Genomic DNA, 24,157 nt, shown 5'->3' with positions numbered 1-24,157 from the left:
AATAAACAATAATTAACATTATGGGTAATAGTAGTAAAATTAGAGGGTAATTGCATTGTATCTACTTGGAAATAAGAAGTATAGGGTAGGATAGGGTTAGTTAATCAGAGATTTCTCATGTGTTTTGTGGTTTCCCAAAGTACAATGCCGGCACTTACACTTATGTTGAATGAGTGTTTGGTACCAAATTGAGGAATTTCAATACATCCATCAGCTATATCTATTACTGATTGTTGAACTCCCTTAACCTCGTTTCCAAAGATTAAAGCAATGGGCTGTTCCTGTGTAGGCTTGAAATCAGGTAAAGAGATGCTTTCATTAGCTTGTTCTACACAATATACTTTATAGCCTTTTTTGTGTAAGGTTTCAACTGTTGTTTTAGTATCCTCAAAATAGGTCCAATTCATTGAATCTTCTGCTCCTAAAGCCGTTTTATGAATGTCATTATGTGGAGGAGTAGGTGTAATACCGCATAAATATATTTCTTCAAGGCAAAGTGCATCTGATGTTCTAAACACTGATCCAACATTGTTTAAACTTCTCACATTATCCAGAATAACTATTATGGGAGTTTTTTCAATTTCTTTAAACTCTTTTATGGTTAATCTGTTTAACTCTTTGTTACGTAGTTTTCTCATTTAATATTTCGTTTATAAGGATACAAAAATAATTAATTCTGGCTTTTATTTTTAAAAGCAAAATAGTACATTACTGATATAGATATATTAATATTTAATAATCTAAAAAAAATCTACCATGAATATACACGAATACCAAGGTCAGCAAATCTTAAAAAGTTTTGGAGTACAAGTATCTGAAGGCATTGTTGCAGAATCACCGGATGCAGCTGTAGAAGCAGCTAAAGAATTACAAAAAATAACAGGGACTGATAAATGGGTAGTTAAGGCGCAAATTCATGCAGGAGGTAGAGGAAAAGGTGGAGGTGTTAAGGTGGCAAAAACTCTTGATGAAGTTAAAATACTTTCTGATGAAATAATCGGAATGCAACTTGTGACGCACCAAACTGGTCCGGAAGGAAAAAGAGTAAATAAGGTACTTATTGCACAGAATGTATTTTATCCGGGCGACTCAGAGCCCAAAGAATATTATATGAGTGTTTTATTAAACAGAGCAACAGGGCGTAATATTATTATGTATTCAACTGAGGGAGGTATGGATATAGAAACTGTAGCTGAAAAAACACCTCATTTGATATACAAAGAAGAGATTGATCCTTCTACCGGAGTTTTGCCTTTTCAGGCAAGACGTATAGCTTTTAATTTAGGATTATCAGGAAAAGCATTTAAAGAGATGGTTAAGTTTGTTACAGCTCTTTATAAAGCTTATGAAGGTTCTGATGCCTCATTAGTAGAAATTAATCCGGTTTTAAAAACATCTGATGATTTAATAATGGCCATTGATGCTAAATTAAATTTAGATGACAATGCACTTTACAGGCATAAGGATTATGCTGAGATGAGAGATTTGACTGAGGAAGATCCTGCTGAGATAGAAGCGTCAAGGCATAATCTGAACTTTGTTAAGCTGGATGGAAATGTAGGCTGTATGGTTAATGGTGCGGGTTTAGCTATGGCTACAATGGATATTATAAAGTTGTCAGGTGGCGATCCTGCAAACTTTCTAGATGTAGGTGGAGGTGCAAATGCACAAACAGTTGAAGCAGGATTAAAAATTATACTGGCCGATTCTAATGTTAAGGCTATACTTATTAATATTTTTGGAGGAATTGTTCGATGCGATAGAGTTGCCAATGGAGTAGTTGAGGCTTATAAGAAAATTGGAGAAATTAAAGTGCCTATCATTGTCAGATTACAAGGCACAAATGCAGAGGGAGGAAAGAAAATTATTGATGAATCAGGTTTAAAGGTTTATTCAGCAATTACTCTTAAAGAAGCTTCTGATTTGGTGCAGCAATTAGTTAGTTGATAAATACTATTTGGTAATATATAAAAAGGTTAGGTTGTTTAAATACGTAAATAATCTGACCTTTTTTGTTTTGTATGTTTGTAGAGTTAATGATAATTTCAATTTATAGTGAATTTAAACCAGATATTTTATTAAGGGCATACATAATTACAATGAATTGAATATCTTTGCAAATTCGGAAAGAGGTGTTTTAATGGAACACTTAAGAATAGATTTTGATATAAAAGAACGGTAGAAACTATATATGAAGAATATAAGAAACTTTTGCATTATTGCTCATATTGATCATGGAAAAAGTACTTTGGCGGATAGATTGTTAGAGTATACCGCTACGGTATCGGAACGTCAGGCTCAGGCTCAGGTTCTTGATGATATGGAGTTAGAGAGGGAAAGAGGTATTACCATTAAAAGTCATGCCATTCAAATGGATTATGAATTAAATGGAGAAAAATACGTATTAAACCTTATTGACACTCCGGGGCACGTTGATTTTTCTTATGAAGTTTCGCGTTCCATTGCAGCTTGTGAAGGAGCGCTTTTAATTGTGGATTCTACTCAGGGAATCCAGGCGCAAACCATATCTAATTTATATCAGGCCATTGAGCATGATTTACATATTATTCCTGTTATGAATAAAATGGATTTGCCCAATGCTATGCCGGATGAAGTGGAAGATCAGATTATTGATTTGATAGGATGTGACCGTGAGGAAATCATCAGAGCCAGCGGTAAAACAGGTGAAGGTGTTCATGACATATTAAGTGCCATTGTGGATAGAATTCCTGCTCCTCAGGGTGACGAAAAAGGACCTTTACAGTGTTTGATATTTGACTCTGTGTTTAACTCATTCAGAGGTATTATTGCTTATTTTAAAGTAGTAAACGGAGAAGTTCATAAAGGCGACTTAGTTAAGTTTATGGCAACAGGAAAAGAGTATGACGCTGATGAAATAGGTGTTTTACGATTGGATATGGAGCCAAGAAAAGTTCTGCGAACCGGAGATGTTGGGTACATTATATCAGGAATCAAGACCAGTAAAGAGGTTAAGGTTGGAGATACAATCACCCATGTAAAAGGTGGTTGTGATAAACGAATTGAAGGATTTGAAGAAGTAAAACCAATGGTTTTCGCCGGAGTTTATCCTATTGAAAGTGATGACTATGAGGATTTGAGGGCCTCAATGGAAAAACTTCAATTGAATGATGCTTCTTTAACTTTTGAACCTGAATCTTCTGCAGCTTTAGGATTTGGATTTAGATGTGGATTCCTGGGGATGCTTCACTTAGAGATTATTCAGGAACGACTGGACAGAGAGTTTGATATGAATGTGATTACAACTGTTCCAAACGTACCATATAATGTATATACAAAAAAAGGTGAATTGCTTGAGGTGCATAACCCTTCAGGGCTTCCGGAACCGACTGTGATAGATCGAATTGAAGAGCCGTATATTCATGCCCAAATTATTACTAAGAGTGAGTTTATTGGACAGGTAATGACACTTTGTTTGGCCAAGAGGGGAGAACTGCAAAAGCAGCACTATCTGACAGCTGACAGAGTTGAGTTGAATTATAGTATGCCTTTAGCTGAAATTGTATTTGATTTCTATGATAAACTGAAAAGTATTTCTAAAGGTTATGCTTCTTTTGATTATTACGCAACAGGATTTAAACCTGCCAAATTAATTAAACTTGATATTCTTCTGAATGGAGAGAGTGTGGATGCATTATCTACTTTAATCCATTTTGATAATGCCTATACTTTAGGTAGAAGAATGTGTGAGAAATTACGAGAGTTGATACCGCGTCAGCAGTTTGATATTGCTATTCAGGCTGCTATAGGTGCAAAAATTATAGCCAGAGAAACAGTAAAAGCGGTTCGTAAGGATGTAACTGCAAAATGTTATGGTGGTGATATCAGTAGAAAGCGTAAGCTATTAGAAAAGCAGAAAAAAGGTAAGAAACGAATGAAGCAGGTAGGTAACGTAGAGGTGCCTCAAAAAGCCTTTTTAGCTGTATTAAAGCTGGATTAATTATAGTAATATACCATATACAAAAAAGCCCAAAACGTAAGTTTTGGGCTTTTTTATTATGTGAATATCTAATTTGCTATATATTCCTGAGGGATGGTAAAGAATTTACATTACTAGTTTATATCCTTTACCATGAACGTTAATTATTTCAACAGAAGTTTCATCTTTAAGGTGCTTTCTTAATTTTGTGATATAAACATCCATGCTTCGAGCATTGAAATAATTGTCGTCTACCCAAATTGTTTTTAATGCAAAATTACGTTCAAGTACTTTGTTTGCATTATTACACAACAATTTTAATAGTTCCGATTCTTTTGTAGTAAGTTTTACAATTTCTTCACCATCAATTAATTGTTGCTTTTGTGTATCAAATTTGTATTTGCCTAATTGGTATACATCCTGAATTGCACTAGATCCTTTAGTTCTGCGAATGATTGCTTCTAATCTGAAAAGCAATTCTTCCATACTAAATGGTTTAGTAATGTAATCATCAGCACCAATTTTAAATCCCTGAAAGACGTCTTCTTTCATAGATTTAGCTGTTAAGAAGATGATAGGAATCTCAGTGTTAATCAGTCTGATGTCTTTGGCTAAGGTAAAGCCATCTTTTTTAGGCATCATAACGTCTAAAACACAAAGGTCGTAACTTCCACTGGTAAAAGCTTTGTAAGCTTCTTCACCATCAGGGAAAAGATCTGTTTCATAACCTTTAGCCTCAAGGTACTCCCTTAAAAGCATTCCAAGATTTTCGTCATCTTCTGCTAAAAGAAGTTTGTATTCTTTTTCCATTCCTTTGTACTTTTTATGGGTAGAAAAATTTTAAATTTTGTTCCAACATTTACTTCGCTTTCCGCAGTTATTGTACCTCCGTGGTCATCTACGATTTTTTTTACGTATGCCAGACCTAAGCCAAAGCCTTTTACGTTATGTACATTACCTGTCGGTACGCGGTAAAACTTTTCAAAAATTCGGCTTAGGTTCTCTTTTGAGATTCCCATGCCATTATCTTTTACAGAAATCATTACTCCGTTATCCTGATTCCAGGTTTTAACTTGTAAAATAGGTGTCCCTTTTCTGTATTTAAAAGCATTGTCAAAAAGGTTGTAAATCACATTGGTAAAGTGCACCTCGTCAACGTAAACAGTGTTGTTTTTTGCATCCAGGCTCTCAATGATTTTACCATTTTTGTTTTCTACTTTCAGTTTAAAGTTAGTAGAAACATTGTGAATTAACTGATTTACATCTAATTTTTTTATTTTTAAACCAGCTTTACCTTTTTCAAAGATAGCCATTTGTAGGACTTTTTCAACCTGAAAGCTCAATCTTTTACTTTCATCTTGAATTACACTCGAAATATGTTGCAGCGTTTTCGGTGTTTTAGCTACACTTGGATCTTTTAACATTTGTGACGCAAGCGATATAGTTGATATCGGAGTTTTAAATTCATGCGTCATATTATTAATAAAGTCATTCTTAATTTCATCCAATCTCTTTTGTCTGAAGATGATCATAATTGTAATGATAGATGTTAAAATCATCATCAGGGTAAACGTAGCAGATGGAATGACCATTCCTATTGATTGCATCAAGAAATTAGGGCGCTCAGGAAAATACAAGTTGATATTATGCGCTTTAGGATGCAAATCATTTGGAAATAAATATTTTTGATATACAGTTTTTGAACCATTGTGTTTGTACCCTGGTGTTGCCATTGCCATTTTCCCTTTCTCGTCAAAAACTGCAAATTCAAATTGTAGGGTAATTCCTTTTTCGGCAAAGTGATTCATCAGCATTACATCCACATTCTCCCTGTCAATTCTTTCAGATATTGATCTTTTTGGGAAAAGTGCGTCTAACAGCATTTCACTTTTATCTTCAACCTTAGACTTTAGTTCATCCTGTATAGTTAGTAAAGCGCTTGTTAAAGGGCCAAACTTACTTGTTCTGGTAGATATTGGAGATCTTTTATCGAGATTAAAGATTAGAGAATCCTGATTAAAAGTAAGCATTGTGGTTTTAATGAACTGATCTTGTAATTGAAATTTAAATTCAATATCAATGCTTTCTTTATCCAGAATGTTATTCTCATTCTTTTTATTATCAAAATATTTAGGAGCCCTTTGAAGGTTATCCGGTATGTTTTTTGAGTTCTGATTTTTAAATTGTGAGGTAAGTAATGAAGCCTGTTCTTTGCTTTCAAATCGCTCCAGTTTGTCAATAACCTCTGTCATTGCTCTTTTTACCAATTTATCAAACTCCGCTTCTTTCTGCTCACTGGCTGCCTCCATCCACAAAGTTTGTATGTAGATGATACCCATTAAACTGGCAGCAATAATTATTGATAAAAGATATATGAATTTCTTGTTCATTGTGATCGTTAACTTAAGAAAAATACACTATTTTCCTAGCTTCTAAATAGCTTGTAATAAGAAAGCAACAATATAGTAAAAATGTTTAACTAAGATCTTCTTTTCTTAACGAAACATTTTGTAATGCCTCCATGGCAGCATTTTGTTGTGATTCCTTCTTTGAACTTCCTTCTCCTCTTCCAAATACTTTATTATCAACTTCTACTGATGATACAAAAACCGGTGCATGTTCACAATTGTCCGGAATTTCATCTGTAATAAACTGAATGTCGTGTTTATGCTTTTGACCCCATTCTATTAAAATGGATTTGAAATTGGTATCGTGTTTGGTAATTTCGTTTAGATTAACATAAGGAACCAGAATTTTTTTAGTAATAAATTTCTGACAACCTTTGTAACCCTGGTCTACAAAAATAGCTCCGATAAGTGCTTCAAGAGCATCTCCCATTATGTTCGTTTTTTCAAGAGCTATTCTAGACTGTGAACTGATAATGTCTTTTAAACCCAGTTTAAGGGCTGTTTCATTTAAAAAGGACCGGTTTACGATCTTTGATCTCGTTTTGGTTAAAAAGCCTTCGTTAACTGTGGGGTATTTGTTGTAGAGTTCCTGAGCAACAATGGCACCCAAAATCGCGTCTCCTAAGAATTCAAGACGTTCATTATTGATGATCTCTCCATTGTCGGCTTTAATCATGGCAGATTTATGTATTAAAGCTAATTCATAAACCTCCAGTTCTTTTGGAAATATTCCAGTTATAGATTTTAGTAAATAATAAAGCTTTCTCCTGTCGGAAGAAAGCTTTATTATTTGAGTTAATATTTTTATCACAATATTTATATTGCTTTAAATATAATTGATGCATTATGACCACCAAAACCAAATGTATTTGAAAGAGCAGCTTTAACTTCTCTCTTCTCAGCTTTGTGATAAGTCATGTTTAACTTAGGATCGATCTCCGGATCATCAGTAAAATGATTGATTGTTGGAGGTACGATACTGTTTTTAATAGCAAGGATACATGCAATTGATTCAATTGCTCCGGCTGCACCTAGTAAGTGACCTGTCATTGATTTTGTTGAGCTGATGTTTAAGTTATAAGCATGCTCACCAAAAACTTCTTTAATTGCTAATGTTTCAGCAATGTCACCACGAGGAGTAGATGTACCATGAACATTGATATAATCAATATCTTCTGGTTTAGTATCATTGTCTTTAAGCGCCATTTTCATCACGTTTTTAGCACCTAATCCTTCCGGATGTGGAGCAGTTAAGTGATGAGCATCGGCAGTCATACCAGATCCAATAACTTCGCAATAAATTTTAGCACCACGAGCAACAGCGTGTTCGTATTCCTCTAAAATTAACGAAGCACCACCTTCTCCCATAACAAATCCATCTCTGTCTTTATCAAATGGGCGAGAAGCAGTAGAAGCATCCTCATTTCGGGTTGATAGAGCTTGCATGGCGTTAAAACCACCAACGCCTGCTTCACAAATGGCAGCTTCAGAACCTCCTGTTACAAATACCTTAGTTTTTCCTAATCTAATTAGATTATAAGCATCACCAATGGCATTTGTAGAAGATGCACAAGCAGAAACCGTATTGTAGTTAGGGCCTCTAAATCCGAACTTCATTGAAATATGACCAGCAGCAATATCGCCAATCATTTTCGGTATAAAAAATGGGTTGAAACGAGGAGTACCATTACCGGTAACAAACGCTCTAACCTCTTCTGTAAATGTTTGAATTCCACCAATACCGGCTCCCCAAATTACACCAACCTCGTCGAGGTCAATGCTTTCTAAGTCGATGCCGGAATCTTGAACAGCCTGCTCAGCTGCAATCAATGCAAACTGAGCAAACATATCAAGTTTTCTTGCCTCTTTACGATCAAAATAATCGTTAGAGTTGTAATTTTTTACTTCACAAGCAAATTTTGTCTTGAAATTGGTGGTGTCAAATCGAGTAATGGGTGCAGCACCGCTTACTCCATTTATAAGGTTATTCCAAAGTTCATCAATGGAATTACCTAGTGGAGTGATGGCTCCTAATCCCGTTACTACTACTCTTTTTAACTCCATAACTTCTTTTAAAGTATAATACTACTTTTTTTATTTACTTATTTAGCGTTCTCTTCGATATAAGAGATGGCATCACCTACTGTGCCAATGTTTTCGGCTTGATCATCAGGAATTGCAATATTGAATTCTTTTTCGAATTCCATGATCAATTCAACAGTGTCAAGAGAGTCAGCACCTAAATCATTAGTGAAGCTTGCTTCAGGTGTAACTTCAGTTTCGTCAACTCCTAGTTTATCTACGATGATTGCCTTAACTCTTGATGCAATGTCAGACATAGCTTTTAATTTTAAGTTAATAATTAAAATTTATTGATTTAAATAACTTTGCAAAGGAAAAAAAATCGGCATAATTATTCAAATTAAATTGAAATAAAATCGTTTTGAAGACAATTTTTTCTAATTTTGATAGCTTAAATTCTAATTTTTTATAATAGGTAAAGAACAGATAATGAGTAGAGTTGCGGTGTTTGCATCGGGGTCTGGATCTAATGCTGAAAATATTGTAAAATATTTTTCAGGGAGGCTTTCAAGTGATGATTTTAGCTTTTATTGTAATAATAAAAACGCATTTGTAAATGAAAGGGCTAAAGAATTAGGTGTTAAGATTACGTTATTTTCAAGAGAAGAATTCTATAATTCAGATATAATTGTTGAACAACTAAAAAAAGAAGGTTGTGAAATTATTGTCCTGGCAGGTTTTCTATGGTTGATTCCTGATAATTTGGTTAAGGCTTTTAAAGGTAAGATTATCAATGTACATCCTGCATTATTGCCTAAATATGGTGGTAAAGGTATGTACGGAAAGAAAGTACATGAAGCTGTTGTGGAAAATAAGGAGACCGAATCAGGTATAACCATTCATTATGTTGATGAGAACTATGATGAAGGTAAAGTTATTTTTCAGGCAAGTTGCGATATAACAGAGCTGGATTCTGCAAGTGATGTGGAACGTAAAGTGCATGATCTGGAGTACTTGTACTATCCCAAGGTTATTGAGCAATTACTGAAATTAGATTGATTTTTTTCTTAATTTTCGCAGATCAACATTTAACTTATATCAGGAGCCATGGCTAGACTTATTGATGCGAATTATTTAAAGGATAAATTAGGGATAGATATTCCTTTGATTGCGGTGTATGATGCACCGCATGAGGCTTCATTTGATAATATAATAGAACCGATATCACATAAAAGAACATGCATGTTTGCTTATTATAATGCATGGATGCGTGGTCAGATGTTAAAAATTACCTCTACGAATTATGGTTGTGGTGATTGTGGTTATTGGATTTTTGGTAAAGAATTAAGAGAGCGCGAGGATTTTGTGAATCTGTTATATGAAGAGGAAGGGGTAAAGTGTAACAGGAAAGTTGCAAATTCATGGCTGGAGAATAAACGCCCATATAAATCAAAACACAGATGTATTTATGTGGGTACCTATAGGAATTCGATGAATGAATACCTGAAATCTGTTACCTTTTTTGTAAATCCTGATCAGTTGAGTGCTTTAATTGTTGGAGCCAATTACTTTAATGATGGTTCTCAACCCAGTATGGTTGATGTTCCATTTGGTTCCGGATGTATGCAATTTTTGACTTTAGTACCACAGGGAGATGAACCAAAAGCTTTGATTGGGGCAACAGATTTAACCATGAGAAAGTATTTGCCTAAAAATATTTTAGCCTTTACTGTTAATGTGTCAATGTTTGAAAAACTATGTTCTTTGGATGAAAAGAGCTTTTTAAATAAACCTTTTTTGAAAGATTTAATAGATTTTAGAAAGTCGACTAAATAAAAATGAGCCCTTGTTTTAAAAAGTAAAAAAAAGAGAATGTCGGTAGGCATTCTCTTTTTTGTTGTATTTAATGTAAGTTTTCTATTAATATCAAATTGTCTATTTCATCTTTCATAGGTTTATAAAATTGCTTGAACCTTTTCATATCCTCTTTTTTTACAGGTTCAACTGGTGGAGCCTTAACTTTTAACGGATCAATAGGTTTACCGTTTTTAAATACCCTGAAATCAAGGTGTGGTCCGGTTGCTAAACCTGTTGCACCAACATAACCTATTAATTGTCCTTGTTTAACTTTATCGCCCTGGTTTACTCCTTTTGCAAATCCATTTAGGTGCATGTAAACGGTAGTGTAAACACTGTTGTGTTTAATTTTTAGGTAATTACCTCCACCTTTAGGCTGAAATCCGCGAGCAATAACCCTTCCGTCTCCAATTGAAAATACATGAGTTCCTTTGGGTGCTGCGTAATCAATACCATGATGTGGTCTGCTAATTTTAAGAACCGGGTGCATTCTGCTGTTGGAGAATCGGCTGCTGATTCTTGAAAACTTCAACGGTGCCTTCAGAAATGCTTTTCTTAAGCTATTACCTTTTTCATCAAAGTAATTGTAGGTTACACTATCTTCCTGAAAGTGAAAAGCGTAATAATCATCTCCTCTGTGATGAAACAATGCACCTTCAATTGAGCTAATACCTACGGAAACAGAGTCTACATAGTCTTCGGTATATAGCACCTTAAAATAGTCTCCCTTTTCAATTCCAAAGAAATCTACAGTCCAGGCATAAATATCTGATAATTCAAGCGCAAGAACTGGTGAAACTCCATTTTCGGTCATGGCATTCCATAGTGAAGATGTAATTTTTCCGGTTGCTGTCTTCTTTATCTGTTTAACTTCTTTTTGTCCGGTAGTAATATTTATTGAATCATCCAGACTATAGCTTATGTAGTTGATTTTATCTATTTCGTAAATAAAATACTTTGCCTGATGTAAAGAGTCGTTACTTAAGAAAACATAATACGGATTACCAACCTTAATTTTTCTGACATCAAAGATGCTTTTACTTTTTTGAGCCAGTAAATCAATTTGCTTGTAGGGAATGTCGTATTTCAATAAAATCGAAGCTAAAAACTCATTACGTTTTACTGTATTATTTTCAATGACAAAAGAGTCCACCGGTAACCCGAATAAAAGGTTTGGAGGGATGGTGTCTATGGTGTCTTTTACAATTTCAGCAGAGCTAATGCTCTGCTTATTATTAGTGGTGTTTGAACAACTTGAAATATATATTGAAAAAATAGCTGCAAATAGAGGCAGCGCGAATCTTTTAATCATAAACCTGTAATTTTAATGTGTTGCGTTGCAATTGTTGAATAAAAATATAATAAACGATAATGGTTTATTTTATGCTTTGCAAGTTATTACAAGATTATAATAAATCAAGGTTTTTATTTAGAATATAAGTGTAAAATAAGGAAAAATGTTATGCTTTAATCTTTTCAAATCCCTGTCCGTAAACTCCGGAAACACTTCCCATTGTTATGAATGCTTTAGGGTCAATATCTTTAATGATTTTAAAAACGATGGATGATGTTCTTTTTTTGGAGATGACCATAAGTATTTTTTTATGCTCTCTGGTATAACCGCCAATGCCATCGATCATGGTTACACCCTTATTGCCATCAATCAGAATCTTATCCATAAGTTCTTCATATTTTTCGCTAATAATAAAGAATTGAACTGTTTGTTTGTTTCCGGAAATAACTAAATCAATGCTGTAGCTAAAAATGGCCATGGTAATTAATCCGTATACAATTTTTTCAATATCATGGAATACAATATAACTAGTCGAAATAATAATTACATCCATGATAAGTAACAGCTTGCCCAGACTAATATTTTTGTATTTGTTTATTATCATGGCAATGATTTCATTACCACCGGTACTGCCGCCATTTATAAATAATATTGAGGTACCCACACCACCAAGTGCGGCTCCAATTAAAGTAGCTATAAATACATCACTTACGAGGGGCTCTTTAAAGTATTGTGTAAGAAAGGATAATAATACAGAAAATACCACAGTACAATAAACCGTTTTTACTCCATAGGAGAGGCCTAATATTTTTATTGCAAGAAGAATTAAAAAGGCATTAATTACCAATGATGTAATACCAACATTCCATCCCCATAAAAAGTAAAAAGTTGTTGATAATCCGGTAATTCCACCTCCAATAATGTCGGAAGGGATGATAAAGCCTGCCCAACCTAATGAAGAAATGCATACCGCAATGGTTAATGTTATATAGGATCTGATTTCCTGAATAATTTTTCCTGTAGTCATTGATTTGTGTTTATAAATATCTTTATTGAGATAATAAAATATTAAATGTGATTATACTTTTATCTGATCGAAACCTTTTCCGTAAACACCGGATACAGAACTCATTGTTACGAAAGCTGCCGGATCTATGTCTCTTATGATTCGGAATAGAATACTCGAGGTTTTCTTTTTAGAGATGACCATAAGTACTTTATTTTCATCTCCGGAGTAGGCCCCGATGCCATCCAGTATGGTGCAGCCTTTTTCTGTGTTTTTTACTATGTAATCAGATATCTCTTTATACTTTTTACTGATTATAAACAGCTGAACAGTCTGTTTGTTACCGGTTATTACCATATCAACAGAGTATCCGAAAATAGCCATGGTAATTAAACCATACATTACAATTTCAATGTTGTGAAAAACAATATACCCAGTGGAAATAATAAAAATATCGCAAAGCAAAAGCAGACGGCCAATGCTGATGTTTTTATATTTATTGATAATCATTGCAATGATGTCGGTACCCCCGGTACTTCCTCCATTTACAAAGATCATTCCGGCACCTGTACCAGCAAGCGTGGCTCCTATAATTGTGGCCATAAAGCTATCTTCAGTGACAGGTTTTGGGAAATAATTAGTAAGAACAGATAGTAGTATACCGAATACTGTGATGCAGTATACGCTCTTAACACCAAACGAAAAGCCTAATAGTTTGATGGCTAAAAGAACAAGGATGGAGTTGATGGATAGAGATACAACTCCGACATCCCATCCCCATAAAAAGTGAAAAGTACTGGCTAGTCCTGTAATTCCTCCACCTACAATTCCTGAAGGAATGATAAATGCGGACCAGCCAAGTGTTGCTACACATAGTGCAAAAGTCAATATCAAATATGACTTTACTTCTCTAAAGAAAATTTGTTTAGTCATTGCCAAAAATATGATATAAATCAGTCTTTTGTAGTCTGATTATTAGTGTTTTAAAATTTTCGGCAAAGTAAAGAAAAGGTAGTGAGATTAACCCACTACCACATTGATTATTTTCTTAGGAACGATTATGATTTTTCTCACTGTTTTTCCTTCGAGCCACTTTTGAGAGCTCTGGTGATTCCTAACCGCTTCTTCAATTTCATTATTTGGAGCATCAACAGGCATTTCTAATTTGAAACGCATCTTGCCATTAAACGATACAGGATAGCTAAATGTTGATTCAACCAAATGTGATGCAACAAATTCTGGCCATTGAGCATCGCATACCGTATTTTCATGTCCCAATAAACTCCATAACTCTTCTGCCAGGTGAGGAGCAAAAGGTGCGAGTAACACTGTTAATGGGTCTAATATTTCGAGCTTGTTACATTTTAATGAACCTAACTCATTAACACATATCATAAATGCACTAACACATGTATTGAAAGAGAACTTCTCAATGTCTTCAGTGATTTTTTTAATGGTTTTATGAAGTACTTTTAGCTCATCTTTAGTTGCTTTTTCTTCTGAGATTTCAAATTCTTCGTTAGCGTTTAAGAATAAGCGCCATGTTTTACGTAAGAATTTATGAACACCGTCGATACCATTTGTATCCCAAGGTTTACTTTGCTCAAGTGGTCCTAGGAACATTTCATATAAACGCAGGGTATCTGCGCCAAAGTCTTCAATGATGTCATCAGGGTTAACCACGTTGAACATCGATTTCGACATTTTTTCTACAGCCCAGCCACAAACGTATTTACCATCTTCAAGAATAAACTCCGCATTTTTATATTCAGGGTTCCAGTTCTTGAATTTCTCAGTATCTAAAACATCGTTGCTTACAATGTTTACGTCTACGTGGATTGCTGTAGTTTCGTATTGATCTTTAAGATTTAATGAAACAAACTTATTGGTACCATTGATTCTGTATACAAAGTTTGAACGTCCCTGGATCATTCCCTGGTTGATCAACTTTTTGTATGGTTCTTCTTTTACCACGTAACCTAAGTCGTATAAAAACTTGTTCCAGAAACGTGAATATATTAAGTGACCGGTAGCATGTTCAGTACCTCCAATATATAAATCCACATCCTGCCAGTACTCATTAGCTTCTTTACCCACTAATGCAGTGTCGTTTTTAGGATCCATATAACGTAAGTAATATGCTGATGATCCGGCAAACCCAGGCATAGTATTTAATTCCAATGGATAAGCGTCTTTATACACCCAGTTTTTGGCGCGTCCCAAAGGTGGTTCGCCTTGTTCAGTTGGTAAAAACTTATCAATTTCAGGTAATTGTACAGGAAGATCTGCTTCATCCACCATCTGTGGTAAATTATCCTTGTAATACACAGGGAATGGTTCTCCCCAGTAACGCTGGCGACTAAAGATTGCATCACGTAAACGATAATTCACTTTTACATCACCTACTTTTTTCTCACGGATATATTCTTTTGTTTTAGCAATAGCCTCAGGAACACTTAAACCATTCAGGAAGTCAGAATTAATTACAGTTCCGGCTTTTGAATCTTTAGAATCTTCCCAAGTTGCAGGATCTGTAGCTTCTTCACCTTCTGGAATCACTACCTGCACAATTGGTAAGTTGAACTGACGAGCAAATTTAAAATCGCGAGAGTCGTGACCAGGAACAGCCATTACAGCTCCGGTTCCATAACCAGCTAACACGTAATCGCCAACCCAGATAGGTACCTCTTCTCCCGATAGCGGGTTAATTGCATATGAACCCGTAAATACACCGGTAACTTTATCTACCTCAGCCTGACGTTCGCGTTCTGTACGTTTTTTAGTTTGTTGAATATAGGCGTCAACAGCCTCTTTTTGTTCTGGTTGAGTTAATAGCGGAGTTAAATCACTTTCTGGTGCTAAAACCATAAATGTTACTCCAAACACAGTGTCTGCGCGAGTGGTAAAGATATCCATCACAATATCCGAATCCTTTACTTTAAACTTCATTTGAGCACCTTCACTCTTACCAATCCAGTTACGTTGAATTTCTTTTAACGAATCAGACCAGTCAACTTTATCTAAACCTTCCAGTAATCTTTCTGAGTAAGCAGAAACACGTAATAACCACTGACGCATCACTTTTTGCTCCACAGGGTGACCTCCTCGAACAGAGATTCCTTCTTTAACTTCGTCGTTTGCCAATACTGTTCCCAGTGCAGGACACCAGTTTACCATAGTGTCGGCAAGGTAAGCCAAACGGTAGTTTAATAATATTTCCTGTTGTTCAGTTTCTGATTTAGCTTTCCATTCATCAGCTGTAAATTCAAGCTCTTCGGTACAAGCTACATCTAATCCTTGTGTTCCTACTGCATTAAAAGCCTCTACCAATTCAGTAATTGGAGCTGCCTTTTTTGCCTGGTTGCAATAGTAACTGTTGAACATTTGAATAAATGCCCACTGAGTCCAGTGGTAATATTCAGGATCACAAGTTCTGATTTCGCGATCCCAATCGTAACAGAAACCAATTTTATCTAATTGCTCTCTATATCTTTTTAAGTTGGTATCAGTTGTAATTTGTGGATGTTGACCTGTTTGAATAGCATATTGTTCAGCAGGTAATCCGTATGCATCATAACCCATTGGGTGTAATACATTAAATCCATTTGATCGTTTAAAGCGACTATAAATATCAGAAGCGATATATCCCAGTGGGTGTCCCACGTGTAACCCTGCTCCCGAAGGATAAGGGAACATATCTAAAACATAAAACTTTGGACGGTTTTTATCAATCTCTACTTTGTAAGTTTTGTTATCTACCCACTGCTTCTGCCATTTTTGTTCTATGGCTTTAAAGTTGTATTCCATATTATTATTTACGTATCAAATTCTGATGATAAATGAAATGTTAAACCAAGTTTAACCCTGAATCTGCGAAATTATAAAATCTTTTATAAATACTTAACGATTTGATTCATGAGTTTATATAATTCGGTAAGGATGCGGGGTAATTATATGTTATATGATGAATAGGATATGCTGTTTTAGTGTATTGTTAGCATAGGTTTAGGTATGTCACATGCTGAATCAACAATGAATCATGGTTATAATTCAAAAGTTTTTATAAATTTGCGCGTCCTTAAAAAATACAGACATTATAATAAGTATTTTGTGCCCACCACAATAGGCCCCTTAGTTCAATGGATAGAATACTGGATTCCGGTTCCAGCGATATGGGTTCGAATCCCGTAGGGGTCACCAAAGCGGTCAGTAATGACCGCTTTTTTTTATGCCTTTTTCTTTAATAATGAAGGGTTTGGCCGTATTTGTCGAAGTTTTAAAAATTAGCTGAATAACTTATTTTTGCCACTTTCTGTCGCATTTGTTGTTTAATTATTGACTAACATGTTTACTGATTTAAATTAGTAGGATGTAAGTTAAATTCAAATTATTGCTATATCAGATAGGAATAGCGTAATGTCGGCAGCATCTTTTTTATAAAATAGGAGAGAAGAAAAAATATAAAGGGGGCTGCCTTCAATAAAAGCAGCCCCCAATAGTCAAAAATATGTATAATTTAACGAGATACAAGTGTTGTAATACTGTTGCCTGGCAAAGTAATGCCATAATAGCTTCCTGACACATTAAAGCTATCGTGTGCCAGGTTAGAGCTGCTGGTTGTTCTGTAACGGTCAAAACCAGATACTGTAGCACCAGTTAAATTAAAGCCCTGGTATACCGATCCTGAGTTTGTGTTAATGGCCACAACAACAATTTTAGAGCCTTTTTTATATGCAGTTGTGTAAACCCCGCTTGAAGGATTAGCTGTACATGAAATTTTGTTTGAGCCAGGGCGGATAAACTTAGCAAATTGAGTAACAACATAACCACGTTTGGTAACATTACTGTTTTCGTCAATTAAGGAATAGCTACGGCGAAGGTACCAATGTACCCACATACTCCAGCCAACATTCATACAGTTGTGGATTTCTGTTGCAGTCTCCATGGCGCTAGCCCAGTCATTGCCACTATTGGCGCTGTTATCTGTAATATGTTCAGTCATCCAAACTTCTTTGCCCCAGTTATGGTAGTATGGGGTTTTGCCATATATGTGACCACAAACATATTTTAAGTTAGAGCCAGCATTGTTAACCACTGTTGTAGTTAATGATTCATTCATGTTTAATGATTCAGGCCCCATTACTGGTGCACCACAATTTGCCCCATAATTACGTATAAAAGATGCAATTTCATAAGCAGAGTTATGCATTGATTCGTAACCGCATTCCCAATCTGGCTCATTCCATGGACTAATAGCATCTACGCCACCAACTTCAGTGCAGAAATTTTTAAGGTGGTTGGCAAATGAAGAGTAGTTGCCAGATTTTAGTTTACCTCCTACTAAATTATTATTGTCTTTCATCCATGCAGGTGCAGACCATGCAGTTGCTATTACTGATGCTCCATATTGCTTTGCTGCATCAATAGTAGGTTTTTCTTTAATCCATTCAGAAGGAGTTGGTGAAACACGCACACGTAGCACACTTAACCCCATACCGTTATTAGGGTCAAAAGCTTTTTGTCTTTCATAAGATGTTAAGTCGGGTATCCAGCCCCGTATACTTGCACCACCAAAACCCCTAATATATTGTTGGGTAGAAGAGGCATTAATTGTGGCAGTACCTTTAGGAATGTTCTCTTCAATATCTTGAAGTGTTTCATCTTTTGAGCAGCTAAATAGCAGTAGGGTAACTGCTGTAGCCAGGAATAATAGATTTCTTTTCATTTTTAATCGTTTAAATTTTAAAAGTGAACTGACCGTAAAATTCGTTTTTTGTTGTTAACAGAGATAGAACAAATGTTGTTAATGCTGCAATGAATGATGTAAAATGTTAATATGTATTAAAAAATGAAGGGGTAAATATTTGTAATGGGAGTCTTAAAAATTCCACTTATATAACGAGTGTTAAAGTTGTAAATAACAGATTGTTATGTTTTTGGTGAGAAATGTAAAGGAGTTTTGTAGTAATGATTATTTTTAACAACGGCTAAAATAGCCTGGTATGTTGTTGTTAGCCATTAATGGAATTTTAGATAGGTTGAATTCGCCGGATTAATATAATTGTAATGCTTTTATTATTTGATAGACCATATGAATTCCAAAGCAGATTTGCTGTTTAACGCCTTTATAATAGTTGCATAAAAAAGGTTTGTGTTATTGGAAATCTTGAATGTTTGGCGTACAGATAATAATTGTATATATAATTTGAGACTGCTTATAATTTAGAAAAAGAAGAACATTAGTCCCGCAAAAATTCCAATTGTAATTCCTATTATTAAGCCTTCAATAAAAGTTCTTTTAGATGAATTTTCCATTCTTTCTTAAATTTCTTTTTTCTAACTGAAATATCAATTACACCATTTAAAGCATGGTAGCCATAATTTGGAGAAGCTTGTTCTGTAGTTAGATATTTAATTTTTAAGACATCTGTCATTTTGAATTTCTTAAGTATTTCTTTGTTTTCAACAGAATGCGCATTTAATAAAATCATAGGTTCTGGATTAGTTTTATATCCAAGTTCAATACGTTTTTTTAAGGATGCGATTTCACGGCTATCTAAATTTTGTAAATAAGTGGAATCAACAAAAGAGGAATCATACATAACTACTTTATATATCAATGAGTCAACAAAATTAAATAAGTTTTCCTCACTCAATTTATCAAATCTGATTAGTTTAATTTCTTTACTCTCATCTGGATTGTTTTTTATATGTGTTGAGCCAGTAAAATAAAGAAATAGGAAAATTGATATGTAGATTATTTGTTTCATCTTAATTTAAAGTAGATTACCTTAAAGTAACTCCATCATATTTTTTATATACCTTATATAAGTCAAGTGCTCAATTGTATGCATACTTTTCGTTTTTCAGAGTAAAAAGAAAAGTATGCATAGATTAAAAAAAATTATCAGGAATTAGAAAATTGCTTTTTTCACAACGTATATGGCCTTACAATTCTAAAACCAACATCTTTCTTTGTTGTATTTTCAGTATATAGTTTCTTATCGTAAATTCCTTGGTTATTAGTCCAGGAACCTCCTTTTACAACCTTCAATTGATAGTCTTCATTGTTTGAACCAGTAGAAGTCCATTCAGCGACATTGTCAAGTAAGTGTCGTACACCTAATACTTCAATTTTACCTTTTTTAGAAGGCATGATTTCTTTTTTATTATCGTCGTTATTTATAGTTTGAATTTGACTTGTTAAGTAAATCCATTCGCTTTCGGTAGGTAATCGGTACCCAAAATATAAAGGTTTTCCTTTCTCTTTATGTTCTCTGGCTTCCAATTCAGTTTTCCAGGCGCAATACCATGTAGCTGCTTTTTGAGAAACACCAACAACCGGATATTTTGAATATTTTTTATTTGTGAAATAGTCTCCATAGGGTTGTTTGGTTAAATCTATAAGTAATTCGAATATTTCTGAGTACTTTATACTTTCTGTGAATTCTTTTCTATCAATAGACGATGTTGATAAATTCCTGTATTTAATAGATTTCAGATGTTTAAGATTAACCCAACTCAGCTCTTCGTTTGGGTGTGTTTCTGCATAATCTAAAAATTCCTTGTATTCAGCGTTTGTTACTTCATTACTAATCCAAAATGCATATATACTTACCGTATCATTATTCGGATTAAAAGTATCTACATAATTACCTTGGGGTATAAAAACCATATTCTTAGGTTTAATTTCTTTAGGCTTCTTATTTTGAGCAGAAAGGTTAAGGATTAATAGTAATCCAATGAAGATGAATAGTAGTGTTTTCATTTTTTTAGTTTTAGGTTATGAACTTTAATGCCTACCAATGTAACGTTTAATATATTCGTTTTATTGCAATAACGCTATGTTATTATGATTTTTAAGTTAGTGCTAATTCATTTGTTAAAGATTAAGTACTACAATTGTATGTTGTGCTCTGACTTTTGATAATTAATATATATGAATAATGTGGACTAAAAAATAACAGTAATTTTACTGTGACTTTTGGTCTTTGTAAGTGTTTGAATAATAGTGTGAAATAAAAGTGTGTGGTTTTAATATTGAGTCAAAAATGGGCTAAAATCACTCAGTTATTCCTAAAAAAGCCAAAAACGAGGAAAATTATTCTGAAAATAGCTAAAATGGGCAAAAATTATTCAAAAAAATGTCATTTTGGAGACTGATTGGATACGGGTTCGGTATGGCTTTGGGTCGCGTTCGGGTGTGGTAGGTCTGTGTTCGGGTTGTGTTCGGATAGGGATAGGCCTATAGGAACCGAACAGCTACCAATATGAATACAAATTGAATGTTAAGGTGGTACGGAGCTTTCTGCTATTAGTTATTGTTTTGTAGCTAGTAGATGAATTACCTGTTTAATTTCTGAATATTCATAAATGGAAGCTCCGTTACATACCCATAAAATGGTTTGTATAAGATGATAATAAAAACTAAGAAGCAATTTAAGATGGTTGTTTTTTGTTAATCCAGATGATAAATTTCCATGATATTATCTAATAATTTATCGAAGTCAATTTTAAGATCAATTAAGTTGCCTGAGTGAATATCGAATACCCATCCATGAACTGTAATGCCTCTTTCGCGATAAGCTCTTTGAACTTCGGCAGTTTTAAGAACATTAATACATTGTTCTTCAACATTTAACTCAACCAATCTTTTATACTTTTGCTCCTCGTCTGTAATTGCATTAAGTTCCTCTTTATGCATTCTGTACACATCTCTGATATTTCTTAACCATGGATTGAGAATTCCCAGATCCTGCGATTGCATGGCAGCTTTAACTCCTCCACAATAATAATGACCACATACCACAATATGGTTTACTTTTAGTTGCAAAACAGCATAATCAATTACCGACATTACACTTAAATCGGTATTGGGAACCATATTGGCAATGTTTCTGTGTACAAAAGCCTCACCAGCCGATACGCCCATAAGTTCTTCAGCAGTTACACGGCTATCGGAACATCCTATGTATAAAATATCAGGACTTTGGCCTTCTGTTAAGTTTTTAAAGTAATTGGAGTCGATACTTAATTTTTCCTGAACCCAGTTTTGGTTGTTCTTAAATATTTGCTTAATATCCATCTATGCTTCTTGTTTTTATAGTATATAATTTCTAACAATGTTGAAGAGGATTGGTTTATTGCGAATATAGATTAAATAAAATATTTTTAAGCTTAGCGGGGTAATGGAAATGTTATATGATGCCAGAAATAAAAATGATGGACAAGGGAAGGCGAAAAGAAATGTGGTTTAATTGATCTTATTTTTAAGAATTTTTTAGCGAAAGAGATTAAATATCCTGAATAGGAAATTACAAATCACTCTTGCAAAAAAAAAGTGATTTGTAATGATCATATTTTGAGTTTTACCATTACTGAAATTAACTGTAAGTGATAAACCTTTTGATGTTTAAAGTTTAAAGAAAGATATTAACTCTTCCATTTTCTGAACTTCATCAGTAAGTTGTTGTGCGCTGTTTGATAACTCTTCACTTGAACTGGCATTTGATTGAATAGATTCATTGACTTGTTGCATTGAAAAATTAACCTGTTCAGCACCATTATACTGTTCGTTACTGGCTGCCGATATTCCGCTTACCAGGTTTGTCGTTTCAACAATTCTAGGCATTAAGTCATTAATTTGTTCACCGGTACTTGTGGCTATTTGTAAACTTGTTTTAGTAATTCCAATAATATCCGTAGCCGCATCTTTACTTACGTCTGCCAATTTTTTAATTTCTTCAGCTACCACACTAAAACCTCTTCCTTCAACGCCAGCTTTTGCTGCTTCAACTCTGGCATTTAACGACAGTATGTTGGTTTGCATAGCAATTCCGTTAATAACGGTTATTTTAGTTGATATATCTTTTACTGCATTTGTTAGTTTATTTGATTCATTAAATACACTCTCCATAACCTTTTGTGCTTCAATGGATATTTTATTCGTGTTGTCAGCATTTAGAGAGTTTTCTTTTATAGCACTAACCATTTCTTCCATAGTAGAAGATACTTCTTCAACAGTAGATGCCTGTTCGTTGGAACTGTTTGAAAGCGATTGAGAGGCTTCGTTAACCATAGCACTTGCATTGGTAATGGTTGCAGAACTAAGTCGGATGCCGTTTATAACCTCCTTAAGTTTAGTAATCATGGTTTTTAGTGATGTAGCTAACTGGCCAAGTTCATCTTTTTGATTAATATCAAGTTTTGCTAATATATTACCTGCTGAAATTTCATCAGCAAAATGAACACAGGCATTTAAAGGTTTTCTAATGGTGTTTACAATATAGCCTCCAATGAGTAAAAACAGAATGATGGCCACAAAAAGTACAATTATAAATATAAGGGTGGCTTTTCGTGCTACTGCTGAATATTCATTTTCCTGAATATTAACAACAATATAGCATTCCATCATTTCATTGTACTCATAAAACAATATTTTATCCTCGCCGCCGTAGTTGTAATCAAATTGACCTTTATTTTCATTTGAGGTTAACATTGTTTTAAAAAAATCGTTTTCGGCTACGCTGGTTCCCTCTAGTTTTTGATTAGGGTGAATTAATAATTTTCCATCTTTATTTACTAAAAAAGCATAGCCTGTTTCTAAAAACTTTTTATTGTAGAATTTTTCTTTTAATAAGTGAATATCGTTTTGCTCAATAGCAATAGCAATTGCAGCAACCACAACGTTGTTTTTAACCACAGGTAAATAAGCAGTTAAATATCTTACGCCCAAAAATAATTGATGTGTAATAAATAACTTTTTATTTAATAGTTTTTTGCCTAAATCTGACCCCTCAGGTATGAAAAAATTGGTTGTTCTATTACCTTTATCGTCTCTAACATTTGTTGAAGTACAAACAAAACCACCTTTAATTCGCTGATCAAACGAAATTGTACCATCTATTATCTCACCCAAATGATCAACCAAGGTAGTATCCTTGTAAAAAGGAGTTCCATTGTATGTAACTGTTGGTATTTTTATTTTTTGCTTCGTATAATCAATAATACTAATGGTATTAATTTCCTTGGTATTTTTTTCATCTGTTTGGATATCTAAAATTTCAAAAATCTCAGATATCATTTGAGCAGATGATTCTATGGATGCATGTTTTTCTGATGTTTCAATGTCAATTAAAGAGTTCAGGTTTTCCATTTCTGATGACATATTGGTATTTAACATTTTACCAAATTGGGTTTGAGAATAAAACACTGAAAAAATACAAATAAATAGAATGATGGCTATAACCGATCCACCTAACATAAGGTTTAGTCTCTTCCTGATAGAGATGTTATTAATTTTTATCATTTTGATGTAATTTGTTTGTTATGTATACGGGGGGGGCGTATGTTTATTGGTTTTGATTTACCTATTACATCTTAATAAGGTTGCATTATTGCTCTATAATAATTCTGTTTTTTAGTTAAGTATTGTTAAGGTATACATATGATGAGCCTGCCTAAAATAGCTAATCTGTTTGTTTATAATGAGATATGTAAAATGGAGATTCACTCCAAAAGGTGGAGAAGTGAATAAGGGATAATTTGATAAGTAATGAGATGTTTTGGGTGAGGCAAGGAAAGCATTCACTGATGCCAGAAAGAATTAAGCA

General features: G+C 34.1%; 19 protein-coding genes and 1 tRNA gene. 5 read left to right on the top strand and 15 right to left on the bottom strand.

All coding sequences use genetic code 11. The annotated features are described in order from the left end of the window. Positions 1-104: 104 nt before the first annotated feature. Positions 105-638: an RNA methyltransferase gene (locus OM075_RS08685; protein ID WP_301190105.1), complete on the bottom strand. Its 534-nt coding sequence runs from the start codon at positions 636-638 to the stop codon at positions 105-107. 118 nt (positions 639-756) lie between these two features. On the opposite strand from OM075_RS08685, the gene sucC reads away from it, so the two are divergent. Both sucC and lepA read left to right on the top strand, forming a co-directional pair. Further along, complete coding sequence (gene sucC / locus OM075_RS08680) at positions 757-1,947, top strand: ADP-forming succinate--CoA ligase subunit beta (RefSeq protein WP_301190104.1); 1,191 nt, start codon at positions 757-759, stop codon at positions 1,945-1,947. A gap of 244 nt (positions 1,948-2,191) precedes the next feature. Beyond that, on the top strand, positions 2,192-3,979 hold the full coding sequence (gene lepA, locus OM075_RS08675; protein ID WP_301190103.1) for a translation elongation factor 4: 1,788 nt from the start codon (positions 2,192-2,194) through the stop codon (positions 3,977-3,979). 105 nt (positions 3,980-4,084) lie between these two features. Here the strand turns inward: lepA and rprY are convergent, their stop codons facing one another. The 5 genes from rprY to OM075_RS08650 all read right to left on the bottom strand — a co-directional run bounded on the left by rprY (position 4,085) and on the right by OM075_RS08650 (position 8,705). Next, positions 4,085-4,768: a response regulator transcription factor RprY gene (gene rprY / locus OM075_RS08670; RefSeq protein WP_301190102.1), complete on the bottom strand. Its 684-nt coding sequence runs from the start codon at positions 4,766-4,768 to the stop codon at positions 4,085-4,087. Then, positions 4,741-6,348 carry a sensor histidine kinase gene (locus OM075_RS08665; RefSeq protein WP_301190101.1) on the bottom strand — a complete coding sequence of 536 codons (1,608 nt, stop codon included), beginning with the start codon at positions 6,346-6,348 and terminating at the stop codon, positions 4,741-4,743. Before OM075_RS08665 ends, rprY begins: the two co-directional genes overlap by 28 nt. An 85-nt stretch (positions 6,349-6,433) precedes the next feature. Continuing rightward, complete coding sequence (gene rnc, locus OM075_RS08660; protein ID WP_301190100.1) at positions 6,434-7,177, bottom strand: ribonuclease III; 744 nt, start codon at positions 7,175-7,177, stop codon at positions 6,434-6,436. Between the two features lie 5 nt (positions 7,178-7,182). After that, on the bottom strand, positions 7,183-8,430 hold the full coding sequence (gene fabF / locus OM075_RS08655) for a beta-ketoacyl-ACP synthase II (RefSeq protein WP_301190099.1): 1,248 nt from the start codon (positions 8,428-8,430) through the stop codon (positions 7,183-7,185). Between the two features lie 38 nt (positions 8,431-8,468). Beyond that, positions 8,469-8,705: an acyl carrier protein gene (locus tag OM075_RS08650; RefSeq protein WP_301190098.1), complete on the bottom strand. Its 237-nt coding sequence runs from the start codon at positions 8,703-8,705 to the stop codon at positions 8,469-8,471. Between the two features lie 172 nt (positions 8,706-8,877). Between OM075_RS08650 and purN the strand changes: the two genes are divergently transcribed. Both purN and OM075_RS08640 read left to right on the top strand, forming a co-directional pair. Then, on the top strand, positions 8,878-9,447 hold the full coding sequence (gene purN, locus OM075_RS08645) for a phosphoribosylglycinamide formyltransferase (protein ID WP_301190097.1): 570 nt from the start codon (positions 8,878-8,880) through the stop codon (positions 9,445-9,447). A gap of 48 nt (positions 9,448-9,495) precedes the next feature. Further along, positions 9,496-10,224 (top strand): DUF169 domain-containing protein, encoded by a 729-nt coding sequence (locus tag OM075_RS08640; protein ID WP_301190096.1) that lies wholly within the window; start codon positions 9,496-9,498, stop codon positions 10,222-10,224. A gap of 67 nt (positions 10,225-10,291) precedes the next feature. Here the strand turns inward: OM075_RS08640 and OM075_RS08635 are convergent, their stop codons facing one another. The 4 genes from OM075_RS08635 to leuS form a co-directional block, all read right to left on the bottom strand. Then, a complete protein-coding gene (locus OM075_RS08635) occupies positions 10,292-11,557 on the bottom strand; it encodes a M23 family metallopeptidase (protein WP_301190095.1) in 1,266 nt (421 codons plus the stop codon). A 148-nt stretch (positions 11,558-11,705) separates the two neighbouring features. Then, positions 11,706-12,566 (bottom strand): YitT family protein, encoded by an 861-nt coding sequence (locus OM075_RS08630; protein WP_301190094.1) that lies wholly within the window; start codon positions 12,564-12,566, stop codon positions 11,706-11,708. 51 nt (positions 12,567-12,617) lie between these two features. After that, positions 12,618-13,478, bottom strand: coding sequence for a YitT family protein (locus OM075_RS08625; RefSeq protein ID WP_301190093.1), 861 nt, complete (start codon positions 13,476-13,478; stop codon positions 12,618-12,620). Between the two features lie 87 nt (positions 13,479-13,565). Continuing rightward, positions 13,566-16,352 carry a leucine--tRNA ligase gene (gene leuS / locus OM075_RS08620; protein ID WP_301190092.1) on the bottom strand — a complete coding sequence of 929 codons (2,787 nt, stop codon included), beginning with the start codon at positions 16,350-16,352 and terminating at the stop codon, positions 13,566-13,568. Positions 16,353-16,670: 318 nt separating this feature from the next. On the opposite strand from leuS, the gene OM075_RS08615 reads away from it, so the two are divergent. Next, positions 16,671-16,745, top strand: a tRNA-Arg gene (locus OM075_RS08615). 316 nt (positions 16,746-17,061) lie between these two features. Here OM075_RS08615 and OM075_RS08610 read toward each other — a convergent pair. From OM075_RS08610 to OM075_RS08590, 5 genes are all read right to left on the bottom strand, one after another. Beyond that, a complete protein-coding gene (locus tag OM075_RS08610) occupies positions 17,062-18,270 on the bottom strand; it encodes a glycoside hydrolase (RefSeq protein ID WP_301190091.1) in 1,209 nt (402 codons plus the stop codon). A 550-nt stretch (positions 18,271-18,820) separates the two neighbouring features. Then, complete coding sequence (locus tag OM075_RS08605; protein WP_301190090.1) at positions 18,821-19,315, bottom strand: hypothetical protein; 495 nt, start codon at positions 19,313-19,315, stop codon at positions 18,821-18,823. A gap of 161 nt (positions 19,316-19,476) precedes the next feature. Next, the gene (locus tag OM075_RS08600) at positions 19,477-20,313 is read right to left on the bottom strand and encodes a formylglycine-generating enzyme family protein (RefSeq protein ID WP_301190089.1); all 837 of its coding nucleotides are present in this window, start codon (positions 20,311-20,313) and stop codon (positions 19,477-19,479) included. A 690-nt stretch (positions 20,314-21,003) separates the two neighbouring features. After that, complete coding sequence (locus OM075_RS08595) at positions 21,004-21,630, bottom strand: carbonic anhydrase (RefSeq protein WP_301190088.1); 627 nt, start codon at positions 21,628-21,630, stop codon at positions 21,004-21,006. Positions 21,631-21,957: 327 nt separating this feature from the next. Then, positions 21,958-23,853: a methyl-accepting chemotaxis protein gene (locus OM075_RS08590; protein WP_301190087.1), complete on the bottom strand. Its 1,896-nt coding sequence runs from the start codon at positions 23,851-23,853 to the stop codon at positions 21,958-21,960. Positions 23,854-24,157 lie beyond the last annotated feature (304 nt).

This window comes from Plebeiibacterium sediminum, from assembly GCF_026013605.1.
GTDB classification, from domain to species: Bacteria; Bacteroidota; Bacteroidia; order Bacteroidales; family Marinilabiliaceae; genus Saccharicrinis; species Saccharicrinis sediminus.
Note: the sequence above shows the minus strand (reverse complement) of the source record. Positions and strands in the feature narration are given on the sequence as shown.

What these genes read in the sequence shown, in the direction of transcription:
- sucC (WP_301190104.1), top strand. Translation starts at nt 757, where the DNA reads ATGAATATACACGAATACCAAGGTCAGCAAATCTTAAAAAGTTTTGGA.
- leuS (WP_301190092.1), bottom strand. Translation starts at nt 16,352, where the DNA reads ATGGAATACAACTTTAAAGCCATAGAACAAAAATGGCAGAAGCAGTGG.
- rprY (WP_301190102.1), bottom strand. Translation starts at nt 4,768, where the DNA reads ATGGAAAAAGAATACAAACTTCTTTTAGCAGAAGATGACGAAAATCTT.
- OM075_RS08600 (WP_301190089.1), bottom strand. Translation starts at nt 20,313, where the DNA reads ATGAAAACACTACTATTCATCTTCATTGGATTACTATTAATCCTTAAC.
- OM075_RS08595 (WP_301190088.1), bottom strand. Translation starts at nt 21,630, where the DNA reads ATGGATATTAAGCAAATATTTAAGAACAACCAAAACTGGGTTCAGGAA.
- OM075_RS08665 (WP_301190101.1), bottom strand. Translation starts at nt 6,348, where the DNA reads ATGAACAAGAAATTCATATATCTTTTATCAATAATTATTGCTGCCAGT.
- OM075_RS08605 (WP_301190090.1), bottom strand. Translation starts at nt 19,315, where the DNA reads ATGAAACAAATAATCTACATATCAATTTTCCTATTTCTTTATTTTACT.
- OM075_RS08625 (WP_301190093.1), bottom strand. Translation starts at nt 13,478, where the DNA reads ATGACTAAACAAATTTTCTTTAGAGAAGTAAAGTCATATTTGATATTG.
- OM075_RS08650 (WP_301190098.1), bottom strand. Translation starts at nt 8,705, where the DNA reads ATGTCTGACATTGCATCAAGAGTTAAGGCAATCATCGTAGATAAACTA.
- lepA (WP_301190103.1), top strand. Translation starts at nt 2,192, where the DNA reads ATGAAGAATATAAGAAACTTTTGCATTATTGCTCATATTGATCATGGA.
- OM075_RS08640 (WP_301190096.1), top strand. Translation starts at nt 9,496, where the DNA reads ATGGCTAGACTTATTGATGCGAATTATTTAAAGGATAAATTAGGGATA.
- OM075_RS08685 (WP_301190105.1), bottom strand. Translation starts at nt 638, where the DNA reads ATGAGAAAACTACGTAACAAAGAGTTAAACAGATTAACCATAAAAGAG.
- OM075_RS08630 (WP_301190094.1), bottom strand. Translation starts at nt 12,566, where the DNA reads ATGACTACAGGAAAAATTATTCAGGAAATCAGATCCTATATAACATTA.
- OM075_RS08590 (WP_301190087.1), bottom strand. Translation starts at nt 23,853, where the DNA reads ATGATAAAAATTAATAACATCTCTATCAGGAAGAGACTAAACCTTATG.
- OM075_RS08610 (WP_301190091.1), bottom strand. Translation starts at nt 18,270, where the DNA reads ATGAAAAGAAATCTATTATTCCTGGCTACAGCAGTTACCCTACTGCTA.
- OM075_RS08635 (WP_301190095.1), bottom strand. Translation starts at nt 11,557, where the DNA reads ATGATTAAAAGATTCGCGCTGCCTCTATTTGCAGCTATTTTTTCAATA.
- fabF (WP_301190099.1), bottom strand. Translation starts at nt 8,430, where the DNA reads ATGGAGTTAAAAAGAGTAGTAGTAACGGGATTAGGAGCCATCACTCCA.
- purN (WP_301190097.1), top strand. Translation starts at nt 8,878, where the DNA reads ATGAGTAGAGTTGCGGTGTTTGCATCGGGGTCTGGATCTAATGCTGAA.